The sequence below is a fragment of the Herbidospora sp. NBRC 101105 genome, from assembly GCF_030269205.1.
Lineage (GTDB): Bacteria > Actinomycetota > Actinomycetes > Streptosporangiales > Streptosporangiaceae > Herbidospora > Herbidospora solisilvae.
On record NZ_BSSX01000001.1, the window covers coordinates 954,481 to 971,190 of the forward strand.

Consider the following 16,710-nt stretch of genomic DNA (forward strand, 5'->3'; position numbering starts at 1 on the left):
AGTCAAGTAGGCTGGGCGAATGAAGATGTCAGGCGGCGTCGAGTGGGGCTTGCACTGCTGCGTCGCGCTCAGTGGCGCGGGCGCGCCGGTGACGGCGGCCAAGCTCGCTGAGCTGCACGACGTCTCGCAGAGCTATCTGGCCAAACAGCTGCAACTGTTGTCCCGCGCAGGCCTTGTGCGCTCGACGCTGGGCCAGTCCGGCGGCTATGTGCTGACTCGGGCTGCGAATGAGATCACGGTGCTGGACGTGGTCGAGGCGATCGACGGCGTCCAGCCGGCGTTCCGGTGTACGGAAGTGCGTCAGCGGGGCCCGATGGCCGTGCCGGCGGAGCGCTGTGACACTCCCTGCCCGATCGCCCGCACGATGGATTCCGCCGACCGGGCCTGGCGGGAGTCGCTACGTGCAGTCACCATCGCCGACCTGATCGCCGACGTCAACCGTACGACGCCACCTGAGATACTCGCGGAGGCCCGGGAGTGGCTGCGCGCCTGAGCAGCGGCGACGAGCCTTCCACGGCCGGCGGTGTTATCTCCGGCCGAGGCCGGCACGATCATCGCTCGCCTGTAGCCGGTGCCGCCTGGTGGACGATCTGCCACAGCTTCCGCCCTTCCTGAATCCATCAGTGGCCGCACCCTGGCCGGTTCTGCCTCCTCGCGCCGATCGGACGTGTACGGCACATCCAATCGGCGCGAGGAACTCCACGCGAAGCCGGTGATCATTTCCGGTCACAGCACTAGAGCGGGTAGGAGACTCATCCCGTTGGGCCCCCGGTCCGGCACGCCAACCTCCTGGCAGGCTCCTGTGGGCGTGATTTCGCAGAATCACTCCCAACGGTCGTGGTCAGCTATCGGTCGACGAACCCACTGAGCTGCCGGCCTGCCTGTGGAGGCGACTCGGGTGCACCTCCGTCACCTTGAATGCACGATCGGGGACGGGGCGATTCCTTTCGGTGAGCAGTTCATCCCAGAGGCCGGGGATTTCCGGGTGCCCGAGGTCGGCTTCCGCGAGGTTGATGTCGAGTGCGCGACCGACGTGGAAGACGCTGGAAGCCAATGCCCGCACGCCTTGCCGGGCTCGGGAAAGGATGCCGAGAAAGAATTCGCGGAAATAACTATAAGCCGGTCGTTTCGCTTTCGGGGAGGTGGGTTAACGTCTCATATTCACACTGAGGTCCCGCCATTCTCATGAGTAAATCAGGACACGGGTGAACGCGGATACGGTCGCTGTCGCGCGATTCCGGTCCAGGGCGGCGAAACTGATTGCTGGGATCTGTGGGGGCGGAATTCGGGTCATAACGCCCCGGCCGCCTGAGCCATGAGCGCCGCCTCGGCAGCCCAGTCAGGGTCGCCGGGCTTGATGGCGCGTAGATATTCGCCGCCTCCGCACTCAGCTGCCGGACCGCCGCGACCCTGACCCGGTCAGCGCCGCGACCGCGTGGACCTGACCGTCAGCGGTTGCGCCACGTCCACCTCGTGGCGCGGGTTAAGGGTGGTCCCGGTCTTGGACGACCACGTCGTCAGGCCGGAGGGGAAGTCCAGCGCCAGGCGATGCCGGAGCACGTTGTCGGCCATCAGTTCCCGCACCCGCTCCGGCATCCACGGTCGATTTTGGACGGCCGCCACAGCCCCGCAGGTCGAGCACAGCAGGTGCGCTTTCCGGAGCAACGATCACCTTTGGTTCATCCCGAAGTGATCGGTGAAATTTCCGCGCGGAGAAAGGCGAACTTGGGCATGTGGCCGCCTTGGTCTCGTAGCCGGGACGCTATCTGGCCGTACAGGTGATGGGCGACGGAGTCGCGACATTTCCGCCGGCCCAGCCGACCGGGAATGACACCGTCACCGAATTGCCCGGCGGCAGTACGCCGTTCTGGGTGACGGTCACCGTGGCTCCTGGCAGGTTGTAGCCGTTCAACTGCAGGTAGGTCAGCCCGCCGGGAACCTTGAAGCTGACGGTCCACGAGGTGATGGGCGACGTTCCCGTGTTGCGCACCGTCAGTTCGCCCCAGGAGGCCGTCGTCCACTGGAGAAAGAACCGGACCGTCGCTTCGCAGGAGTGCGTACCCGTGGACGGTGACGGGCTGGGCGGCGGTGACGGGCTGGGCGACGGTGACGGGCTGGGCGACGGCGACGGACTGGGCGACGGCGACGGACTGGGCGACGGCGACGGACTGGGCGACGGCGACGGACTGGGCGACGGCGATGGACTAGGTGACGGCGAGGGGCACGGCGAGGGGCTGGGCGACGGCGAGGGGCTGGGCGACGGTGATGGGCTGGGCGATGGCGAGGGGCTGGGCGACGGCGAAGGGCTGGGCGATGGCGAGGCGGTGGGCGACGGCGAAGGGCTGGGTGAGGGGGAGACGCTGGGGGACACCGACGGGCTGGGTGTCGGTGACGGTGATGGGCTGGAAGAAGGAGAGGGGCACGGCGAAGGGCCGCCCGGCGACGGGCTGGCCGACGGGCTGGGTGACGGAGAGACCCCGGGGCCGGATGGGGAGGGCGATGGGCCGGATGGGGAGGGTGACGGGCCGGATGGGCCGACGGGCGGGATTCGGATGATCAAGTCGTCGCCGGGGCCCGGTGTGCCCCTGCCGTCGCGGTTGCTCGTGGCCACCCAGAGCCAGCCGTCCGGGCCGACCGTCACGGTGCGCAGGCGGCCCGGCATTCCTTGCAGTTCGGCCACCGGGGTGCCCACCATGGTGCCGCCGCTGACCGGCACCGTCCACAGACGTTTGCCGGCGAGGGCCGCGGCGAAGAGCGTGTTGTTGGCGTACGCCAGGCCGCTGGGGGACGCCTCGGTGTCGCTCCAGGTCACCAGGGGGTTCGTGTAGCCCGGGTTGCCGCACATGCCCTCGCAGGCGGGCCAGCCGTAGTTGTGGCCCGGCCGGATGTGGTTGATCTCGTCGGTGGAGTTCTGGCCGAATTCGGTGGCGTACAGCCGGCTGGCCTCGTCCCAGGCGAGCCCTTGAACGTTGCTGTGGCCGTAGCTGTAGACCGGTGAGCCGGAGAACGGGTTGCCCGGGGGGACCGCGCCGTCGCGGGTGATGCGCAGGATCTTGCCGGCGAGGTTGGAGCTCTGGGCGTACGCGGGATAGCCCGCGTCGCCCGTGGCCACGTACAGCATGCCGTCGGGACCGAAGGCGATGCGGCCGCCGTTGCGGTACTGGCCCCGGGGGATGCCGGCGATGATCACCTGCTGGGTGTGCGGAGTGCTGAGCCGGAACCGGACCACCCGGTTGTCGGAGGCGGAGCTGATGTACGCGTAGACCCACTGGTCCTGCGCGAACGTGGGGGAGAGCGCGATGCCGAGCAGGCCCCCCTCGCCTGCGGGGTACACGTTCGGGACCGCGGCCACCGGTACGGGCGACGTGCCGGGACGCACCCGCGTGATGGTCGCGGTGTCGCGTTCGGAGACGAGGGCGCTGCCGTCGGGGAGGAAGGCCATGCCCCAGGGCACCCGCAGCCCCACAGCGGCGACCTGTGCCCGGGAGAAGCCGAACCCGCCTGTCACCGCGCCTGCGGCGGCGGGCTGGGTCACGACGACCGCCGTGGCGGCGATCACGGCGCAGAGGACGATGGAAAGTGCCGAGGACAGGTGCTTGGGCATCACACGCTCCCGGGCGGGATGGAGCTACCGGCTCGTCTCCATGGAAAGCGCCGGTCGCGCCGGGGGCAATCGTCGGGCGGGCCCCCGCTCGCCGATCTGCGGGTACGTCGCCGGCCGCCCTCCGGGACGGGAAACTTTCACACCCGGTGCACGGCATCCGATCAAACGTCACAGGCGGTTCTTCGTTCGCCGACACGTGGCGACGATGAGGCGTCTGAGGTTCACGCATCGATGCTCGGACAGCGGCGCTGTCCACCACTTGCGGGTGACTCGGGGTTCCCGTCACCCGAGGCGAGTGCCTGCTCGGACCAGATCTCCAGCGATTCACGCGTGGCGGTCACGTGAGGGTCTCCGGCGCCCAGTACCCGCGTCTGGACCGGCAGCAGCGCGGCCAGCAGGTCCCTGGCGGTCACCGGATCGCCTGCCAGCCCGGTCCAGGCGGCGAACGCGCGGCGGGTGCGCAGTGTCCCGGGATGTTCGGCGCCCTGGACGCGTTCCCGCTCGGCCAGCAGCAGGCCGAACTGGTCGCGCGCGCCGGCGTGGTCGCCCACCACCCCGGTCACTCGGGCCGTCTCGAACCAGGTCGTCAGCGTTTTGACATGGTCGGGGCCGAGGATCTGCCGCCGGTCCTCCAGCAGCCACGTATACAGGTCGAGGGCGCGGGCGGCGTCGCCCGCGCCCTCGGTCCAGTGGGCCAGTTCGTGCCGGGCCGTGAAGGTCAGCGGGTCGTAGGGGCCGAGGATGCGCTCGCAGACGGCCGCAAGTTCCGTCAGTTGCTCCCGGGCGGCGACCTCGTCGCCGGCCATGCCCGTCCACAGCGCCAGGCTGTGCCGGGATCTCAGGGTCTCGGGATGGTCGGGGCCGTGTATGCGCGTGTTGAGGGCCGGGAGGCCGGCCAGCATGTCCCGCGCGGTGGCCGGGTCGCCCGCCTCGCCGATCATCATGGCCAGGTCCTGGCGGATGGACACGGTGAGAGGGTCCTCCGGGCCCACGGTCCCCTCGCAGATCCGGAGCACCTCGGCACACACGTCGCGGCCCGCGGCGGGGTGACCGGCGAGCGCCATGGCGATGGCGTGCTGGTGGCGTTCGGACAGCGTCTCGGGGTCGTCCGCTCCGTGCCGTGTCACGCTGCGGCGCACGCCCTCGCGCCGGGCCACCACCGCGGCCGCGCCCTCGCGGTCGACGAGCCGCTTGTTGAGCTCCCACGTCCGGGGGGTGACCGGCAGCACCTGGCGGGCGAGCGGCATGATCCGCCGATGGTCCGGCCACGACAGGGGCACCAGGGGGTCATCCGGCAGGAGCGCCCCGATCCACAACACCGCTTTCTCGAAGGCCTGGAACCGGCGTTCGGCGCCGACCTCGGCGTCCACGAACAGCTGGATCTTCTCGTGTACGCCGATCAGGCCGTCGTGCAGGGTGATCAGCCGGTGCCCCGCCAGCAGCCGCAGCCCCGCGTCGATCTCCGGTGTGGCGGGCAGGAGCTCACGCGGCACCGTCTCGCGGCCGAGCAGCGCCAGCGTCTCGAGGAGCCGCCCGGCGAAGGGGTCGAGCTCCTCGATCCGGTCGACGACGAGCCGCAGCACCGTTCTCACCGGGTCGCCGTCCTCGGGCGCGAAGGCCGGATCGGGCAGGCCGCCCGCGAGGGCGAGGGCCAGCGGGTTCCCGCCCAGGCGGTCGACGGGCAGCGGGCCGAGCGGCACGGCGGCCAGGTCGCCGGGGTCGAAGGCGGTGGTGATCATCACCCGTCCGCCGGGCAGCCCCTCGACGTGGGCCAGCACGTGCGCGACGTCCCACACGTCGTCGAAGACCAGCAGCCAGCCCGGGTGGGTGCGCAGCCACTCCAGTGCCCACGGGACGGCGATCTCCAGGGTCGGCGCGGCCAGCAGGGCGCGCCCCAGGTCGGCCAGGCCTTCCTCGATCCGCACGGCCCCCGCGCCGTCGATCCACCACACGAGACTGTGGTTGGCGGCGAACCGGTCGACGTACTGGAGCAGGAGTTCGGTCTTGCCCATCCCGTCGGGCCCCGCCACCACCTGGACCGGCGGCCCCGAGCGCAGCTCCGCCAGGGCGTCCTCCCGGCCGGTGAAGTCGGGGACGGGGTGGCGGGACAGTTCGGGACGAAGATCATGAGTCTCCATCACCAGGGATTGTCCGGTATCGGAGCTTTCCGTTCGACTCGGGCGCGAAAGGGCGCCCCGCGGCCCGCGGGGCGCCCTTCTCGGCTGGTTACCGGAACGCCCAGGTGAAGATGTGCAGGGTTCCGTCGTCCGATGGGCCGAACGTGATGCTCTTCAATTTCTTCGCCGGGTTCAGCGCGATCGGCCGGGCCGCGAACACGTGTGCCGGGATGGGCTGCATGGCCCACGAGCCGCCGTACAGGCGGTAGGGGCTGGAGGCGATGATCTCGTTGCCGTACTGGGGTGAGCCGCCGCCGAAGTCGAGCAGCCAGTCGCTCATGCCGAGGCGGGCGGTGGTCGTGGTGCCGTCGGTGTAGGTGATCGTCGTGTCGACCTCGGGGTAGCCGCCGGTGCCCGCGCCGAGGAAGGCGATCTGGGTCGCGCCGGTGGGGGCGGTGACGTCCAGTGGTTTGGGGCCGGGCTGGATGTCGTCCCATTCGCCGGGGCCGCGGTTCGGCCAGGTGAACGTGAAGCCGTTCCAGGTGACCGGCGCGCCGGGGGTGAGGCCGGCCGCGGCGAGCGCCTGGGCGGAGTAGCTGAAGTTCGCGCCGTCCACGTTGGCGCTGCCGGGCCTGGTGTCGTCGCCGATGCTGGCGTTGTTGTGGTGCCAGGCGGGGGTGCCGGGCCGGGCCACGTTCAGCCGGATGCCCGCCATGGCCTGGCCGGAGCCGATGATCGGGATGCTGATCGTGCCGAGCGGGGTGCCGGCGGGCACGGTCACCGTGATCCGGCGTGAGGCGGGGGCGCCCGCGGCCGGGGTGAGGGTGCCGCTGACCGGGGTGACCGAGATGCCCGGCGGGGGCTTGGCCTCCCAGCGCACCGACGCGGCGGAGCCGCTGGTCGAGCGGGCGGTGATCGTGGTCTCGAACGTCCTGCCGGGCTCGACCGGGCCGCTGCCCGGGTTCAGGCCCAGCAGCGCCGGCTTGGCGCCCTCGTTGAAGCTCGGGGGCGCGTCGGCGCGGGACGCGCCGAACGTGGTGTTCGGGACGGCCGAGGTGGTGAAGTCGAGTCTGCCGCCGCGCTGCGCGATCGTCTCCGGCAGCCACGCCTTCGTGGTGGCCACGCCGTTGACCTTCAAGGTGTTGACGTATCGGTTGGCGGAGCCCGGCGCGTTGACGACCAGGTCGCCGGCCGGGCGCTTGATCGTGATCGTGTCGAACAGCGGCGTGTTGACCAGCAACTCGGCGCGGCCGGGGATCGCCGGGAACAGGCCGATCGCCGACCAGACGTACCAGGAGCCCATCGCGCCGAGGTCGTCGTTGCCGACCAGGCCGTCCGGGGCCGAGGAGAAGAGCTCCTTCTGGATGCGCCGGACCAGGTCCTGGGTCTTGTACGGCTGCCCGGCCCACGCGTACAACCACGGCGTGGCGGCGGACGGTTCGTTGCCGAGGTAGGCGTACGGCTGGTTCGGGCCCGCGTTGAGGACCTTGAAGAAGCCGTCCAGGCGGGTGGCCGCCGCCGCGTCGCCGCCCATCGAGTCGAACAGGCCGCGCACGTTGTGCGGCACCAGCCAGTGGTACTGCGCGCCGTTGCCCTCGATGTAGGAGTTCATCGTGGCCGGGTCGAACGGCGAGCGGAACGCGCCGTCGGCCATCTTCGGCTGGATCCACGTGTTGGCCGGGTTGTAGGTGGCCTGCCAGGCCTGGGCGCGCTTCATGAACTCGCCCGCCAGCGCGGTGTCGCCCAGGCGGGCGGCCAGCTGGGCGATGCCGAAGTCGGCGATGCCGTACTCCAGGGTGGTCGACACGTCCATCGGGACGTAGCCCTTGGCCATGAAGTCGGCGTTGCCGGGGCGCTGGTCGTAGCCGAGCTGCGGGTGGCCGATGTCCTTGGGGCCGACCCGGCGGGCGGACTCGGCCATCGCCTTCAGGGCCGCGGGGGCGTCGAAGGAGCGGGCGCCGAAGGCGTGCACGCTGGACAGGATCGAGTGGAACGGGTCGCCGACCATGACGCCGGTGATCGCGTTCTGGTGGGACCAGCGGTCCCAGACGTTGCCGACCGACTGGGCGTTGTCGTACATGGACTGGGCGATGTCACTTGCCACGTCCGGGGCGAGCAGGGCGAGGAGCTGGACCTCGCTGCGGTAGATGTCCCAGCCGGAGAACGTCGCGTAGTGGTGCCTTCCCGGCGCGACCTTGTACGTCTGGCCGTTCATGCCGGTGTAGCTGCCGTCCACGTCCTCGAAGACGTACGGCTGGAGCAGCGCGTGGTAGAGGTTGCTGTAGAAGGTGCGGCGCTGTTCGTCGGTGCCGCCGCCGATCCGCACCTGCCCCAGTCTGGTGTTCCAGGCGGCCCGCGCCTTCGCGGCGACCTGGTCGACGCCGTCCTGGCCGATCTCGGCCGCCAGGTTGTTCTTCGCGCCGGCCAGGCTCACGTAGGACAGGCCCACCCGCATCTGGACCGGCTTGGCGGGATCGAACTCCAGGTAGGCGCCCGAGCCGGGCCCGTTCACCGAGACGTCGCCGGGGGTGACCACCTCGGCGTTGGCGACCTTGGCCTCCGAGGCGTTGCGCACGGCCGCGCCGCCCGGCGTGACGGTGCCGTCCTTCCAGGTGCCGTAGCCGATGATCGGCTGGTCGAACGTGGCGTGGAAGTACACCTTGTACCGCATCGGCGGGCCGCAGAAGCCGCCCGTCTGCACCCAGCCGGTGACGGTGTTGCCGCTGATCCGGGTCTCGCCGTCGTCCACGCCGTTGACCGAGCCGCTGGTGTTCAGCAGCAGCGTGCCCGGCCTGCCGGCCGGGAAGCCGAAGCGCGCCACACCGCCGCGGGTGCTCGCCGACAGCTCGGTCTTGACGCCGGTGTCGAGGACCGAGCTGTAGTAGCCGGGGACGGCCTTCTCGTTCTCGTGCCGGAACGTCTGGACGTAGTCGGCGCCGTGGGTCGCGGGCGACCGGCCGATCCGGCCGGAGATCGGGATCACGGGGAAGTCCTGCGCGCCGGTGCACCCGGGCCCGGAGATGTGCGTCATCGAGAACCCGCGCAGGCGGTTGTCCTCCCACGCGTAGCCGCCTCCGGCGTTCTCCATCGTGTCGGGGCTCCACTGCATCATGCCGAACGGCACGACCGCGCCGGGGAAGTTCATTCCCGCGCCGCCGCCGTGCCCGAAGTCGGCGGCGCCCGCCTTGGTGCCGAGGAACGGGTTGACCAGTGCGGCCACGTCGCTGACAGGGGTGGGCACGGTGTCGGCCACCGCGCCCGCCGGCAGTGCCATCGCCGCCAGAAGCGCGGCGATCGTCGGTGCTGACCATATGGACAAAGTGCCCTCCATTGTTCAGGTGATCACAGAGAGGAAACGTGGATGTGAGAGGACGCGTCAATTGACAGAAATGGCGGCCACAAGTTGCCAATAGGCGTTTCCGCTGGTCATGGGCTTGCGGGCGGAGATGGCCGAAAATAGGGGTTGGCCGCCGGAGGCGCGGCTGGGCACATTCGGCGAAACACCTCTCAGGGAATCGGGATTCGCGGATGACCACCATGCCGATCGTCGAAATCGAGATGGATCACCGGGCTCCCTCGGTCCGGCTGGCCCGCCTGCTCGACCCCGGTTCGGCGGTGCCGCTGCACGCCGACGACGAGAGCGGGGTGCAGGCCGTGTGCGGGCGGGTGGACGGTTCGGTGGTCGTCGCCTACTGCACCGACGCGACCCGGATGGGTGGCGCGCTCGGAGGAGCGGGCGCGGAGCGCGTCGTCGAGGCCATCGGCGCGGCCGAACGGCTCGGCTGCCCGGTGATCGGGTTGTGGCACTCGGGCGGGGCGCGCCTGGCCGACGGGGTCGAGTCGATGCACGGGGTGGGACGGATGTTCGCCGCCATGACCAGGGTGTCGGGGGTGATCCCGCAGATCTCGGTCGTCCTGGGTCCCGCCGCGGGAGCCGCCGCGTACGGGCCCGCGCTCACCGACATCGTGATCATGGCCGAGGACGCGCGGATCTTCATCACCGGCCCCGAGATCGTCCGCAGCGTCACGGGGGAGCGCATCGACATGGCCGGGCTCGGGGGTCCCGGGGCGCACGGTCCCAAGTCGGGGGTCGCGCACCTGGTCGCGAACGGTGAGGAGGAGGCGTACGAGCAGGCGCGCCGGCTCACGGGCGTCTTCACCCGGCCCGGGAGCTTCGATCTGGGGGCGCTCGCCGAAGGCCGTGACCTGGCCGCGATCCTGCCGGACTCGCCGCGCCGCGCGTACGACGTCCGGCCGCTCGTGCGCGCGATCGTCGACGAGGGATTCCTGGAGTTGCAGCCGCGCTGGGCCGGCAACATCCTCGTCGGCCTGGGCCGGCTGGGCGGGCGTTCCGTCGGCGTGCTGGCCAACAATCCGATCCGTAAGGGCGGGTGCCTGGACACGCTCTCCGCCGAGAAGGCGGCCCGGTTCGTGCGGATGTGCGACGCGCTCGGCGTGCCGTTGGTGGTGGTCGTCGACGTGCCCGGCTATCTGCCCGGGGTCGCCCAGGAGTGGGACGGTGTCGTCCGGCGCGGCGCGAAGCTGCTGCACGCCTTCGCCGAATCGGTGGTGCCCCGGGTGACCCTGATCACCCGCAAGTCGTACGGTGGCGCGTACATCGCGATGAACTCACGCTCCCTCGGCGCCACCGCCGTCTTCGCGTGGCCGGACGCGGAGGTCGCGGTCATGGGGGCCGAGTCCGCCGTCGGCATCCTGCACCGCAAGGCGCTGGCCGCCGCGCCCGAGGGCGAGCGCGCGGAGCTGAGGGCCCGGCTCACCCAGGAGCACCTGCGCGTCTCCGGCGGAGTCGAACGGGCGCTCGCGCTCGGCGTCGTCGACGAGGTCATCGCGCCCGAGACCACCCGGCTCCGCCTGGCGGAGGCCCTGGACCGGGCCCCTCACGCGCGCGGGCGGCACGGCAACATCCCGTTGTGAGTCATCCGACGCGCGCGAGGGTGGCCGGCAACTCCGTGCGGCGGGACACGTTCAGCTTGCGGAAGACGCGGGTCAGGTGCTGCTCGACCGTGCTGACGGTGATGTACAGCCGGGTGGCGATCTCCAGGTTCGTGTGACCCTCGGCGGCCAGCCGCGCCACCCGGTGTTCTGCGTCGCTGAGCTGCGCGGGCACGCCGGCCCCCGGATCGTCCCTGCGGGCCAGGGCCTGGACGAGCGGCTCGGCGTGGCATTCCCTGGCCATGGCGCGGGCGCGCTGCCGGAGCATCCCGGCCCTGCGGTGTTCGCCGACGGCGTGGCAGGCCTCGGTGAGGTCGGCCAGCAGGCGGGCGTACTCGTAGCGGTCGCCGCCCTCCTGGAGCAGGTCGGCCGCCTGGCGCAGGAGCGGCGGGCGCTGCCGGACCTCGCTGACGGCGGCCAGCAGGCGTAAGGCCGAGCCGCGCACCCGCCGGGACCGAGGGCCGCAGCGGGAGAGCTGCTCCTTGACGAGCCGCCCGGCCTCCTCTTCCTCGCCCAGCGCGATCAGGGCCTCGGCGGCGTCCAGCCGCCACGCGATGAAGCCGGGGGCGTCCAGGTCCCATCGTGTCATCAGCTCGCCGCACGACCGGAAGTCCCGCAGGGCCTGGCCAGGATGGCCGGCCGTCAGGTTGAGACGGCCCTTGCCCCGCAGGTACTGCAGGCCGTACCGGGTCTCCAGCATCGCCTCGGGGACGGGCAGGTTGAACTCGGGCAGGCAGTCGTCGAGCCGGCCCATCGCGGCGCCGGCCAGCAGCAGGGTGCCCAGCGGCCCGCCCACGGCCACCCCCCAGCTCCCGGCGGGGATGATCTCCAGGGCGCGCCGCGCGTCCCCGGCCGCCGCGGCCAGGTCGCCCTCGCGGAGGCGGATCTCGGCCCGGATGGCGGACAGGCGGGCCTGGCGGCTGGGCGCACGCCGGGCTTCGGCCTCGGCGATGAACGCGTCGCACCACGGGGCGGCGCGGCCGGGGCGGTCGGTGTAGGTCAGGGCCAGCAGCGCCGTCTCCACCGTGTCCATGGTCACCTCATCGAGGCGGCAGCCGCGCAGGATGTGCTCGGCGGCGGCCATGGTCTCGTCGCCGGGACCGTCGGTGAGGACGTCGGCGAGCACATCGGCCGACTGGATCCGGCGGCCGACTCCCAGGGCCGGGGCGGCCGGGACGCCGACCTCCGGCAGGTGCGGCAGGAACGACGGGTAGAGGGCGCGGAACCACGGGCGGGCGGCGGCGAGTTCGGCCGCGGTCTCCGGGTCGGGTTCGCCCAGTTCGTTCAGGCGGTCCAGGACGTCCAGGGCGTCGCGGGTGTGGCCGTGCCAGAGCAGCGCCTTGGCCAGGACGACGGTCTCCCCGCCGCCGAGGTGCCCCTTGTGCAGGGCGTCGGTCAGCCCGGCCAGATGGCCGGCGGGGGTGCCGGGGTCGATCCGCCATTCGGCCCGGACCAGCGCGGTGCCGATCCTGGCCCGGCGGCGCTCGTCGTCGCAGGCGCGCCAGGCCAGCCGGAGGTACTCGATCGCGGACTCCACGCCGTCCTCGCGGAGCGCGAGCCTGGCCGCCTCCTCCAGGGCCGACAGCGCCCACGGGTCGCCCGCGTGGCTGGCCCGCAGGAGGTGACCGGCCACGACGTCGGCCGACGCGCCGTCGCGGTGGGCCAGTTCGGCGGCGCGGCGGTGCAGGTGGATGCGGTCGGCGGCGTCCAGTTCGGCCAGGACGGCCGAGCGCGCCGCCTCGTGCCGGAACCGGCCGCCGTCCAGCAGCCCGGCCCCGGCCATCGCCTGGAGCGACTTGGCGACGACGGCCTCGCTCTCGCCGAGGCCGAGCAGGCGGCTGATCGAGCCGGGCTCGCCCAGCACCGCCAGTCCGTACGCCGCCTCCTGGACGCACGGCCCCAGCCTGCGCACGCACGCCAGCACCGCCTCGCCGTAGCGGTCACCGGGGGCGCCGGTCGCCTGGAGGTCCTCCAGCAGGGCGTCGACGAGCAGCCGGTTGCCGCCGCTCAGCGTGTGGACGAGCGCGCCGAACCGGTGGGCGGCGTCGCCGAGCCGGGCGTCGACGCCCGCGCGGGACAGGTGGGTGAGCCGAACGGGACGGCAGTGCGGCTGCCTGAGCACGTCGGTGTGGAAGAGGGTGCGCAGGTGGGGGCCGTGGTCGGGGGCGCTGAACACCAGCATGACGCCGGCGAACCTGATCCGCCTGGCCAGGTAGGCCAGGCACAACTGGGAGGCGCGGTCGGCGTGGTGCACGTCGTCGACCGTGATCAGCAGCGGGCGGCGCCCGGCCAGTTCCAGCAGGACCGCGCACAGGGCGTCCACGATCTGCGCGTCCACGTGCTCGATCGACTCGCCGGCCAGTTGCCTGCGGGCGCCCTCGTGCAGGAGGCCGAGCATGGCTGACCGCTGCTCGTCCGGCAGCGGCGCGTGGTGCAGGAGCTGGGACAACACGCCCAGCGGCAGGCCGCTCTCGGCCGGCGAACCGGTGGCCGTCAGCGGCAGCGCGCCCTCGTCGAGGGCGTGCTCGGCGATCAGGTACAGCAGGTCGCTCTTGCCGGTCGCCACCGCGCCGGTGACCATCGCGATCCGGCCCTTGCCCGCGACCGCCTCGGCCAGCGGCGCCCGCAGCGTCGCCATGCCCTCATGGGTGTCGTCCACCGTCGTCCTCCCTGGTCAATGGCCGGCGGCGGCCAGGTGGGCGTCCAGATGGCCGTCCCGGGCGAGCCGGTCGGCGGCGGCGCGGACCGCGGAGAAGGCCGCCGCCGCGACGTCCCTGTCGATGCCCGCGCCCCAGGCGACCGCTCCGCCGCTGCGGCACTCGGCGTAGATCACGGTCTCGTCGCCGGACCTGACCGCCTGGTCGGGGGTGAGGTCGTCGTGGTCGAGCGGCCGTCCGGTGCGGTGCACCACGTCGACCCGGATGCCCCACGGGCTCAGCACCGAGCCCAGGGCGCCGAACGCGTCCGCCTGGTCGCCGCCGACCTCGAACCCGCCGTCGACGTGCAGGGTCGCCGCGAGCGGTTCGCGGCCCACCGGGAGCGGGTCGGCCGGCTCGCCGCGGAAGAGGTACTCCTCGGAGAACAGTGCGCCGATCCGGTTCGGGCTCAGTTCGCCGCCGGCCGCGTCGGCGTGCCACTGCACCCGGGCGGACAGGTCGGCCTGCAGGCCGCGCGGCAGGTTCAGGCCGTGCCAGGCGCTCATCACGTAGGCCACGCCGCCCTTGCCGGACTGGCCGTTCACCCGGACCACCGCCTCGTACGTGCGGCCCACGTCCTTGGGGTCCAGCGGCAGGTACGGCACCTGCCACGGCAGCGCGTCGGGGGGCGTGCCCGTCTCCGCGCCCTGCCGGACGCGATCGTCGAAGCCCTTCTTGATGGCGTCCTGGTGCGACCCGGAGAACGCGGTGTAGACGAGGTCGCCGCCGTAGGGGTGGCGGGGGTGGACCGGCAGCCCGGTGCACCGCTCGACCGTGCGCCGGACGGCGTTGATCTCCGAGAAGTCGACGCCGGGGTCGACGCCGTGGCTGTACATGTTCATCGCCAGGGTGACCAGGCAGACGTTGCCGGCGCGTTCCCCGTTGCCGAACAGGCAGCCCTCGACCCGTTCGGCGCCGGCCAGCAGGGCCAGCTCGGCCGAGGCGACCGCGGTGCCCCGGTCGTTGTGGGGGTGCACCGACAGGCAGACGTGCTCGCGCCGGGACAGGTTGCGGTGCAGCCACTCGATCTGGTCGGCGAAGACGTTCGGGAGCGACCGCTCGACCGTCGTCGGGAAGTTCAGGATGATGCCGCGCCCGTGCTCGGGCTGCCAGACCCGCATGACGGCCTCGCACACCTCCAGGGCGAAGTCGGCCTCGGTCTCGTTGAACAGCTCGGGGGAGTACTGGTAGGCCAGCTCGCAGTCGGGCAGCATGCGCTCGGCGTGGCGCATCATCGTCCGGGTGCCCTGGACGGCCAGGTCGCGCACGCCCGCCCGGTCCAGGTTGAACACGGTGCGGCGGAACAGGGGGGAGGTCGCGTTGTAGATGTGCACGACCGCGCGGCGCGCGCCCTTCAGGGACTCCACGGTGCGCCGGATCTGGTCGTCACGGGCCTGGGTGAGCACGGTGATCGAGACGTCGTCGGGGATCCGGTCGCGCTCGATGAGCATCCGCACGAAATCGTGGTCGCTCCGGCTGGCCACCGGGAAACCGATCTCGATCTCCTTGTAGCCGATTCCCACGAGGAGGTCGAACATCAGGAGTTTCCGCTCGGGTGTCATCGGGTCGGCGAGTGACTGGTTGCCGTCCCGCAGGTCGGTGGAGAGCCACCGCGGCGCGGTGCTGATGCGGTTTCCCGGCCACGTGCGATCGGCCAGAACAAGGGGGGTGAATCCGGAATAGCGCTGGACACCTTTCATCGCCGTATTTCCTTTCCTGATGAATACCGGCGGGTAGGGGGAGTCCAGCACGGTCTGACCTGTGCGCTTACCAGTCAAGGCCCTGGTGGCGCCGGAGCTTGATATCCGGCACGAGGTTCCCTAAGGTTGGACTCGTTGAAAGTTGTACGATCCCTGTTTCGCTGGCCTCAAGCTAATAGGGGCCGCCGTGACCCGGCAAGAAAGGGTGTCGGCAGTTCGGGGAAAGTAGCCCCGAGTGGTAAGGGGGGTATCAAAAGTTGTATTCCCGCCTGCCACCCTCGGATTATCCCCCTTAACCGGGCTTTGATTCCGGCATAACAATCGGTCATGGCGAGCACCTGGGTATCGGGCCGGGCATCCGGACCTTCCGCCCTCAGACGCGCGACGAGAGCGCTGCGGTTCTGCGCGATCGAGGCCCGGCCGGCCGTCCTGGCCGTGTCCATGCTGAGATTCCTGACGGGGGCGATGCTGGCGCTGCCGGTCGCCGCCGCCCCCGACCCGGCGAAGGTGCTGCAGGGCGCCGCCGCCTGGGTCTTGTCTATTTTTGCCATTTATGTGGGCAACGGCGTCTCGGACGTCCACGAGGACCGGGTCAACGGGTCCCGCCGGCCGATCGCCCGCAACGACCTCGACCCGCGCACGGCGACCGCGGCGGCGGCGGTCACCGCGGCCCTGTCGCTGGTGGCGACCGCCGGGCTGCCCCCCGCGATGACCTGGGTCATCGCGGCCAACCTGGTCCTCGGATACCTGTACTCGGGCGCGCCGTTCCGCCTGAAGCGGCGCTCCGGCGGCACCGTCGCGGTGCTCTGCGGGTCGGGGCTGCTGGCCTACTGGGGCGGGTTCACCGTGGTCGTCAACGGGGCGGACGGGGCCACGCCGCTCAGCCTGATCATGTTCGCGACGGCCGCGACCTGCTGGATGACGCTCGTCGGCATCCCGGCCAAGGACCTGTCCGACATCGAGGGGGACGCCGCCGCCGGCCGGCGCACCATCGCGGTGGTCTACGGCGCGCGTGCGGCCAGGAACGTCATGTCGGCCGCCGCGCTGCTGCTGGCGGGGTCATTCTGGGTGGTGAGCGCGGCGCTCTCGGCGCCGCTCGCCGAGACCGCGCTGGCAATGTTCGCCGGAGCGGTGGCGGTCACCCTGGCGGGCCGCAGCGCGGACGCCGCGGCCGCCCGGCGACGGCGGCGCAGGCCTTACCGGGCCTTCATGGCCACGCAATACGTGGTTCACATTACTGTCCTGTCCTCTAATATTGGGAAGGATATGTTGCTTTTGTGACGTAAGTGAGAGATTGTAGGCTCTCGCGCGTCCCAAATCGAGAGGGACTTCCTTGGGTGCTGATTTCGGGGCGGAGAGTGATCCGGCGAGATTCGTGGATGCGTGCCGGGCCGAAATCCTTGAGGAATTCGAGTCGGAGCTGCACGCCACCGGCAACACGCTCTCGGCGGATCCGAACGCGGTTCGCCAGGCTCTTATGACGGCCCAGTACGTTCTCGACGACGTGGCCGCGACACTGCGCTCCGGAAAAGTGCAGGTCAACGAACTCCATAAGTTTCACGCCTGGGAAGTGGGCACCAGCAGAGCGGCTTCCGGAGTTCACCCGAAGGCTTCTCTTGAGGCGGGCTCACTTTTTTTCC

Annotated in this window: 9 protein-coding genes; 3 read left to right on the forward strand and 6 right to left on the reverse strand. The window is 71.4% G+C overall.

Annotated features, from left to right (window positions below):
• Window positions 1-19: 19 nt before the first annotated feature.
• Window positions 20-493, forward strand: a complete 474-nt coding sequence (locus QSK34_RS04480) for an RrF2 family transcriptional regulator (RefSeq protein WP_285580186.1) — start codon at window positions 20-22, stop codon at window positions 491-493.
• A 926-nt stretch (window positions 494-1,419) separates the two neighbouring features.
• On the opposite strand, the gene QSK34_RS04485 is transcribed toward QSK34_RS04480, so the two are convergent.
• The 4 genes from QSK34_RS04485 to QSK34_RS04500 form a co-directional block, all read right to left on the reverse strand.
• Window positions 1,420-1,596 carry a hypothetical protein gene (locus tag QSK34_RS04485; protein ID WP_285580188.1) on the reverse strand — a complete coding sequence of 59 codons (177 nt, stop codon included), beginning with the start codon at window positions 1,594-1,596 and terminating at the stop codon, window positions 1,420-1,422.
• A 166-nt stretch (window positions 1,597-1,762) separates the two neighbouring features.
• On the reverse strand, window positions 1,763-3,604 hold the full coding sequence (locus tag QSK34_RS04490; protein WP_285580190.1) for a PQQ-dependent sugar dehydrogenase: 1,842 nt from the start codon (window positions 3,602-3,604) through the stop codon (window positions 1,763-1,765).
• Window positions 3,605-3,825: 221 nt separating this feature from the next.
• Window positions 3,826-5,742, reverse strand: a complete 1,917-nt coding sequence (locus QSK34_RS04495) for a tetratricopeptide repeat-containing protein (RefSeq protein WP_285580192.1) — start codon at window positions 5,740-5,742, stop codon at window positions 3,826-3,828.
• A gap of 88 nt (window positions 5,743-5,830) precedes the next feature.
• Window positions 5,831-9,040 carry a GH92 family glycosyl hydrolase gene (locus QSK34_RS04500; RefSeq protein WP_285580194.1) on the reverse strand — a complete coding sequence of 1,070 codons (3,210 nt, stop codon included), beginning with the start codon at window positions 9,038-9,040 and terminating at the stop codon, window positions 5,831-5,833.
• Between the two features lie 218 nt (window positions 9,041-9,258).
• Between QSK34_RS04500 and QSK34_RS04505 the strand changes: the two genes are divergently transcribed.
• Window positions 9,259-10,656: an acyl-CoA carboxylase subunit beta gene (locus tag QSK34_RS04505; RefSeq protein ID WP_285580196.1), complete on the forward strand. Its 1,398-nt coding sequence runs from the start codon at window positions 9,259-9,261 to the stop codon at window positions 10,654-10,656.
• Between the two features lies 1 nt (window position 10,657).
• Here QSK34_RS04505 and QSK34_RS04510 read toward each other — a convergent pair whose 3' ends face one another.
• Both QSK34_RS04510 and QSK34_RS04515 read right to left on the reverse strand, forming a co-directional pair.
• Window positions 10,658-13,333 carry an AAA family ATPase gene (locus QSK34_RS04510; RefSeq protein ID WP_285580198.1) on the reverse strand — a complete coding sequence of 892 codons (2,676 nt, stop codon included), beginning with the start codon at window positions 13,331-13,333 and terminating at the stop codon, window positions 10,658-10,660.
• 15 nt (window positions 13,334-13,348) lie between these two features.
• Complete coding sequence (locus QSK34_RS04515; RefSeq protein WP_285580200.1) at window positions 13,349-15,070, reverse strand: 2-isopropylmalate synthase; 1,722 nt, start codon at window positions 15,068-15,070, stop codon at window positions 13,349-13,351.
• A gap of 327 nt (window positions 15,071-15,397) precedes the next feature.
• Between QSK34_RS04515 and QSK34_RS04520 the strand changes: the two genes are divergently transcribed.
• Window positions 15,398-16,351 carry a UbiA family prenyltransferase gene (locus QSK34_RS04520; RefSeq protein ID WP_285580202.1) on the forward strand — a complete coding sequence of 318 codons (954 nt, stop codon included), beginning with the start codon at window positions 15,398-15,400 and terminating at the stop codon, window positions 16,349-16,351.
• The last annotated feature ends 359 nt before the right edge of the window (window positions 16,352-16,710 follow it).

What these genes read in the sequence shown, in the direction of transcription:
- QSK34_RS04480 (WP_285580186.1), top strand. Translation starts at nt 20, where the DNA reads ATGAAGATGTCAGGCGGCGTCGAGTGGGGCTTGCACTGCTGCGTCGCG.
- QSK34_RS04485 (WP_285580188.1), bottom strand. Translation starts at nt 1,596, where the DNA reads ATGCCGGAGCGGGTGCGGGAACTGATGGCCGACAACGTGCTCCGGCAT.
- QSK34_RS04490 (WP_285580190.1), bottom strand. Translation starts at nt 3,604, where the DNA reads ATGCCCAAGCACCTGTCCTCGGCACTTTCCATCGTCCTCTGCGCCGTG.
- QSK34_RS04495 (WP_285580192.1), bottom strand. Translation starts at nt 5,742, where the DNA reads ATGGAGACTCATGATCTTCGTCCCGAACTGTCCCGCCACCCCGTCCCC.
- QSK34_RS04505 (WP_285580196.1), top strand. Translation starts at nt 9,259, where the DNA reads ATGCCGATCGTCGAAATCGAGATGGATCACCGGGCTCCCTCGGTCCGG.
- QSK34_RS04515 (WP_285580200.1), bottom strand. Translation starts at nt 15,070, where the DNA reads ATGAAAGGTGTCCAGCGCTATTCCGGATTCACCCCCCTTGTTCTGGCC.
- QSK34_RS04520 (WP_285580202.1), top strand. Translation starts at nt 15,398, where the DNA reads ATGGCGAGCACCTGGGTATCGGGCCGGGCATCCGGACCTTCCGCCCTC.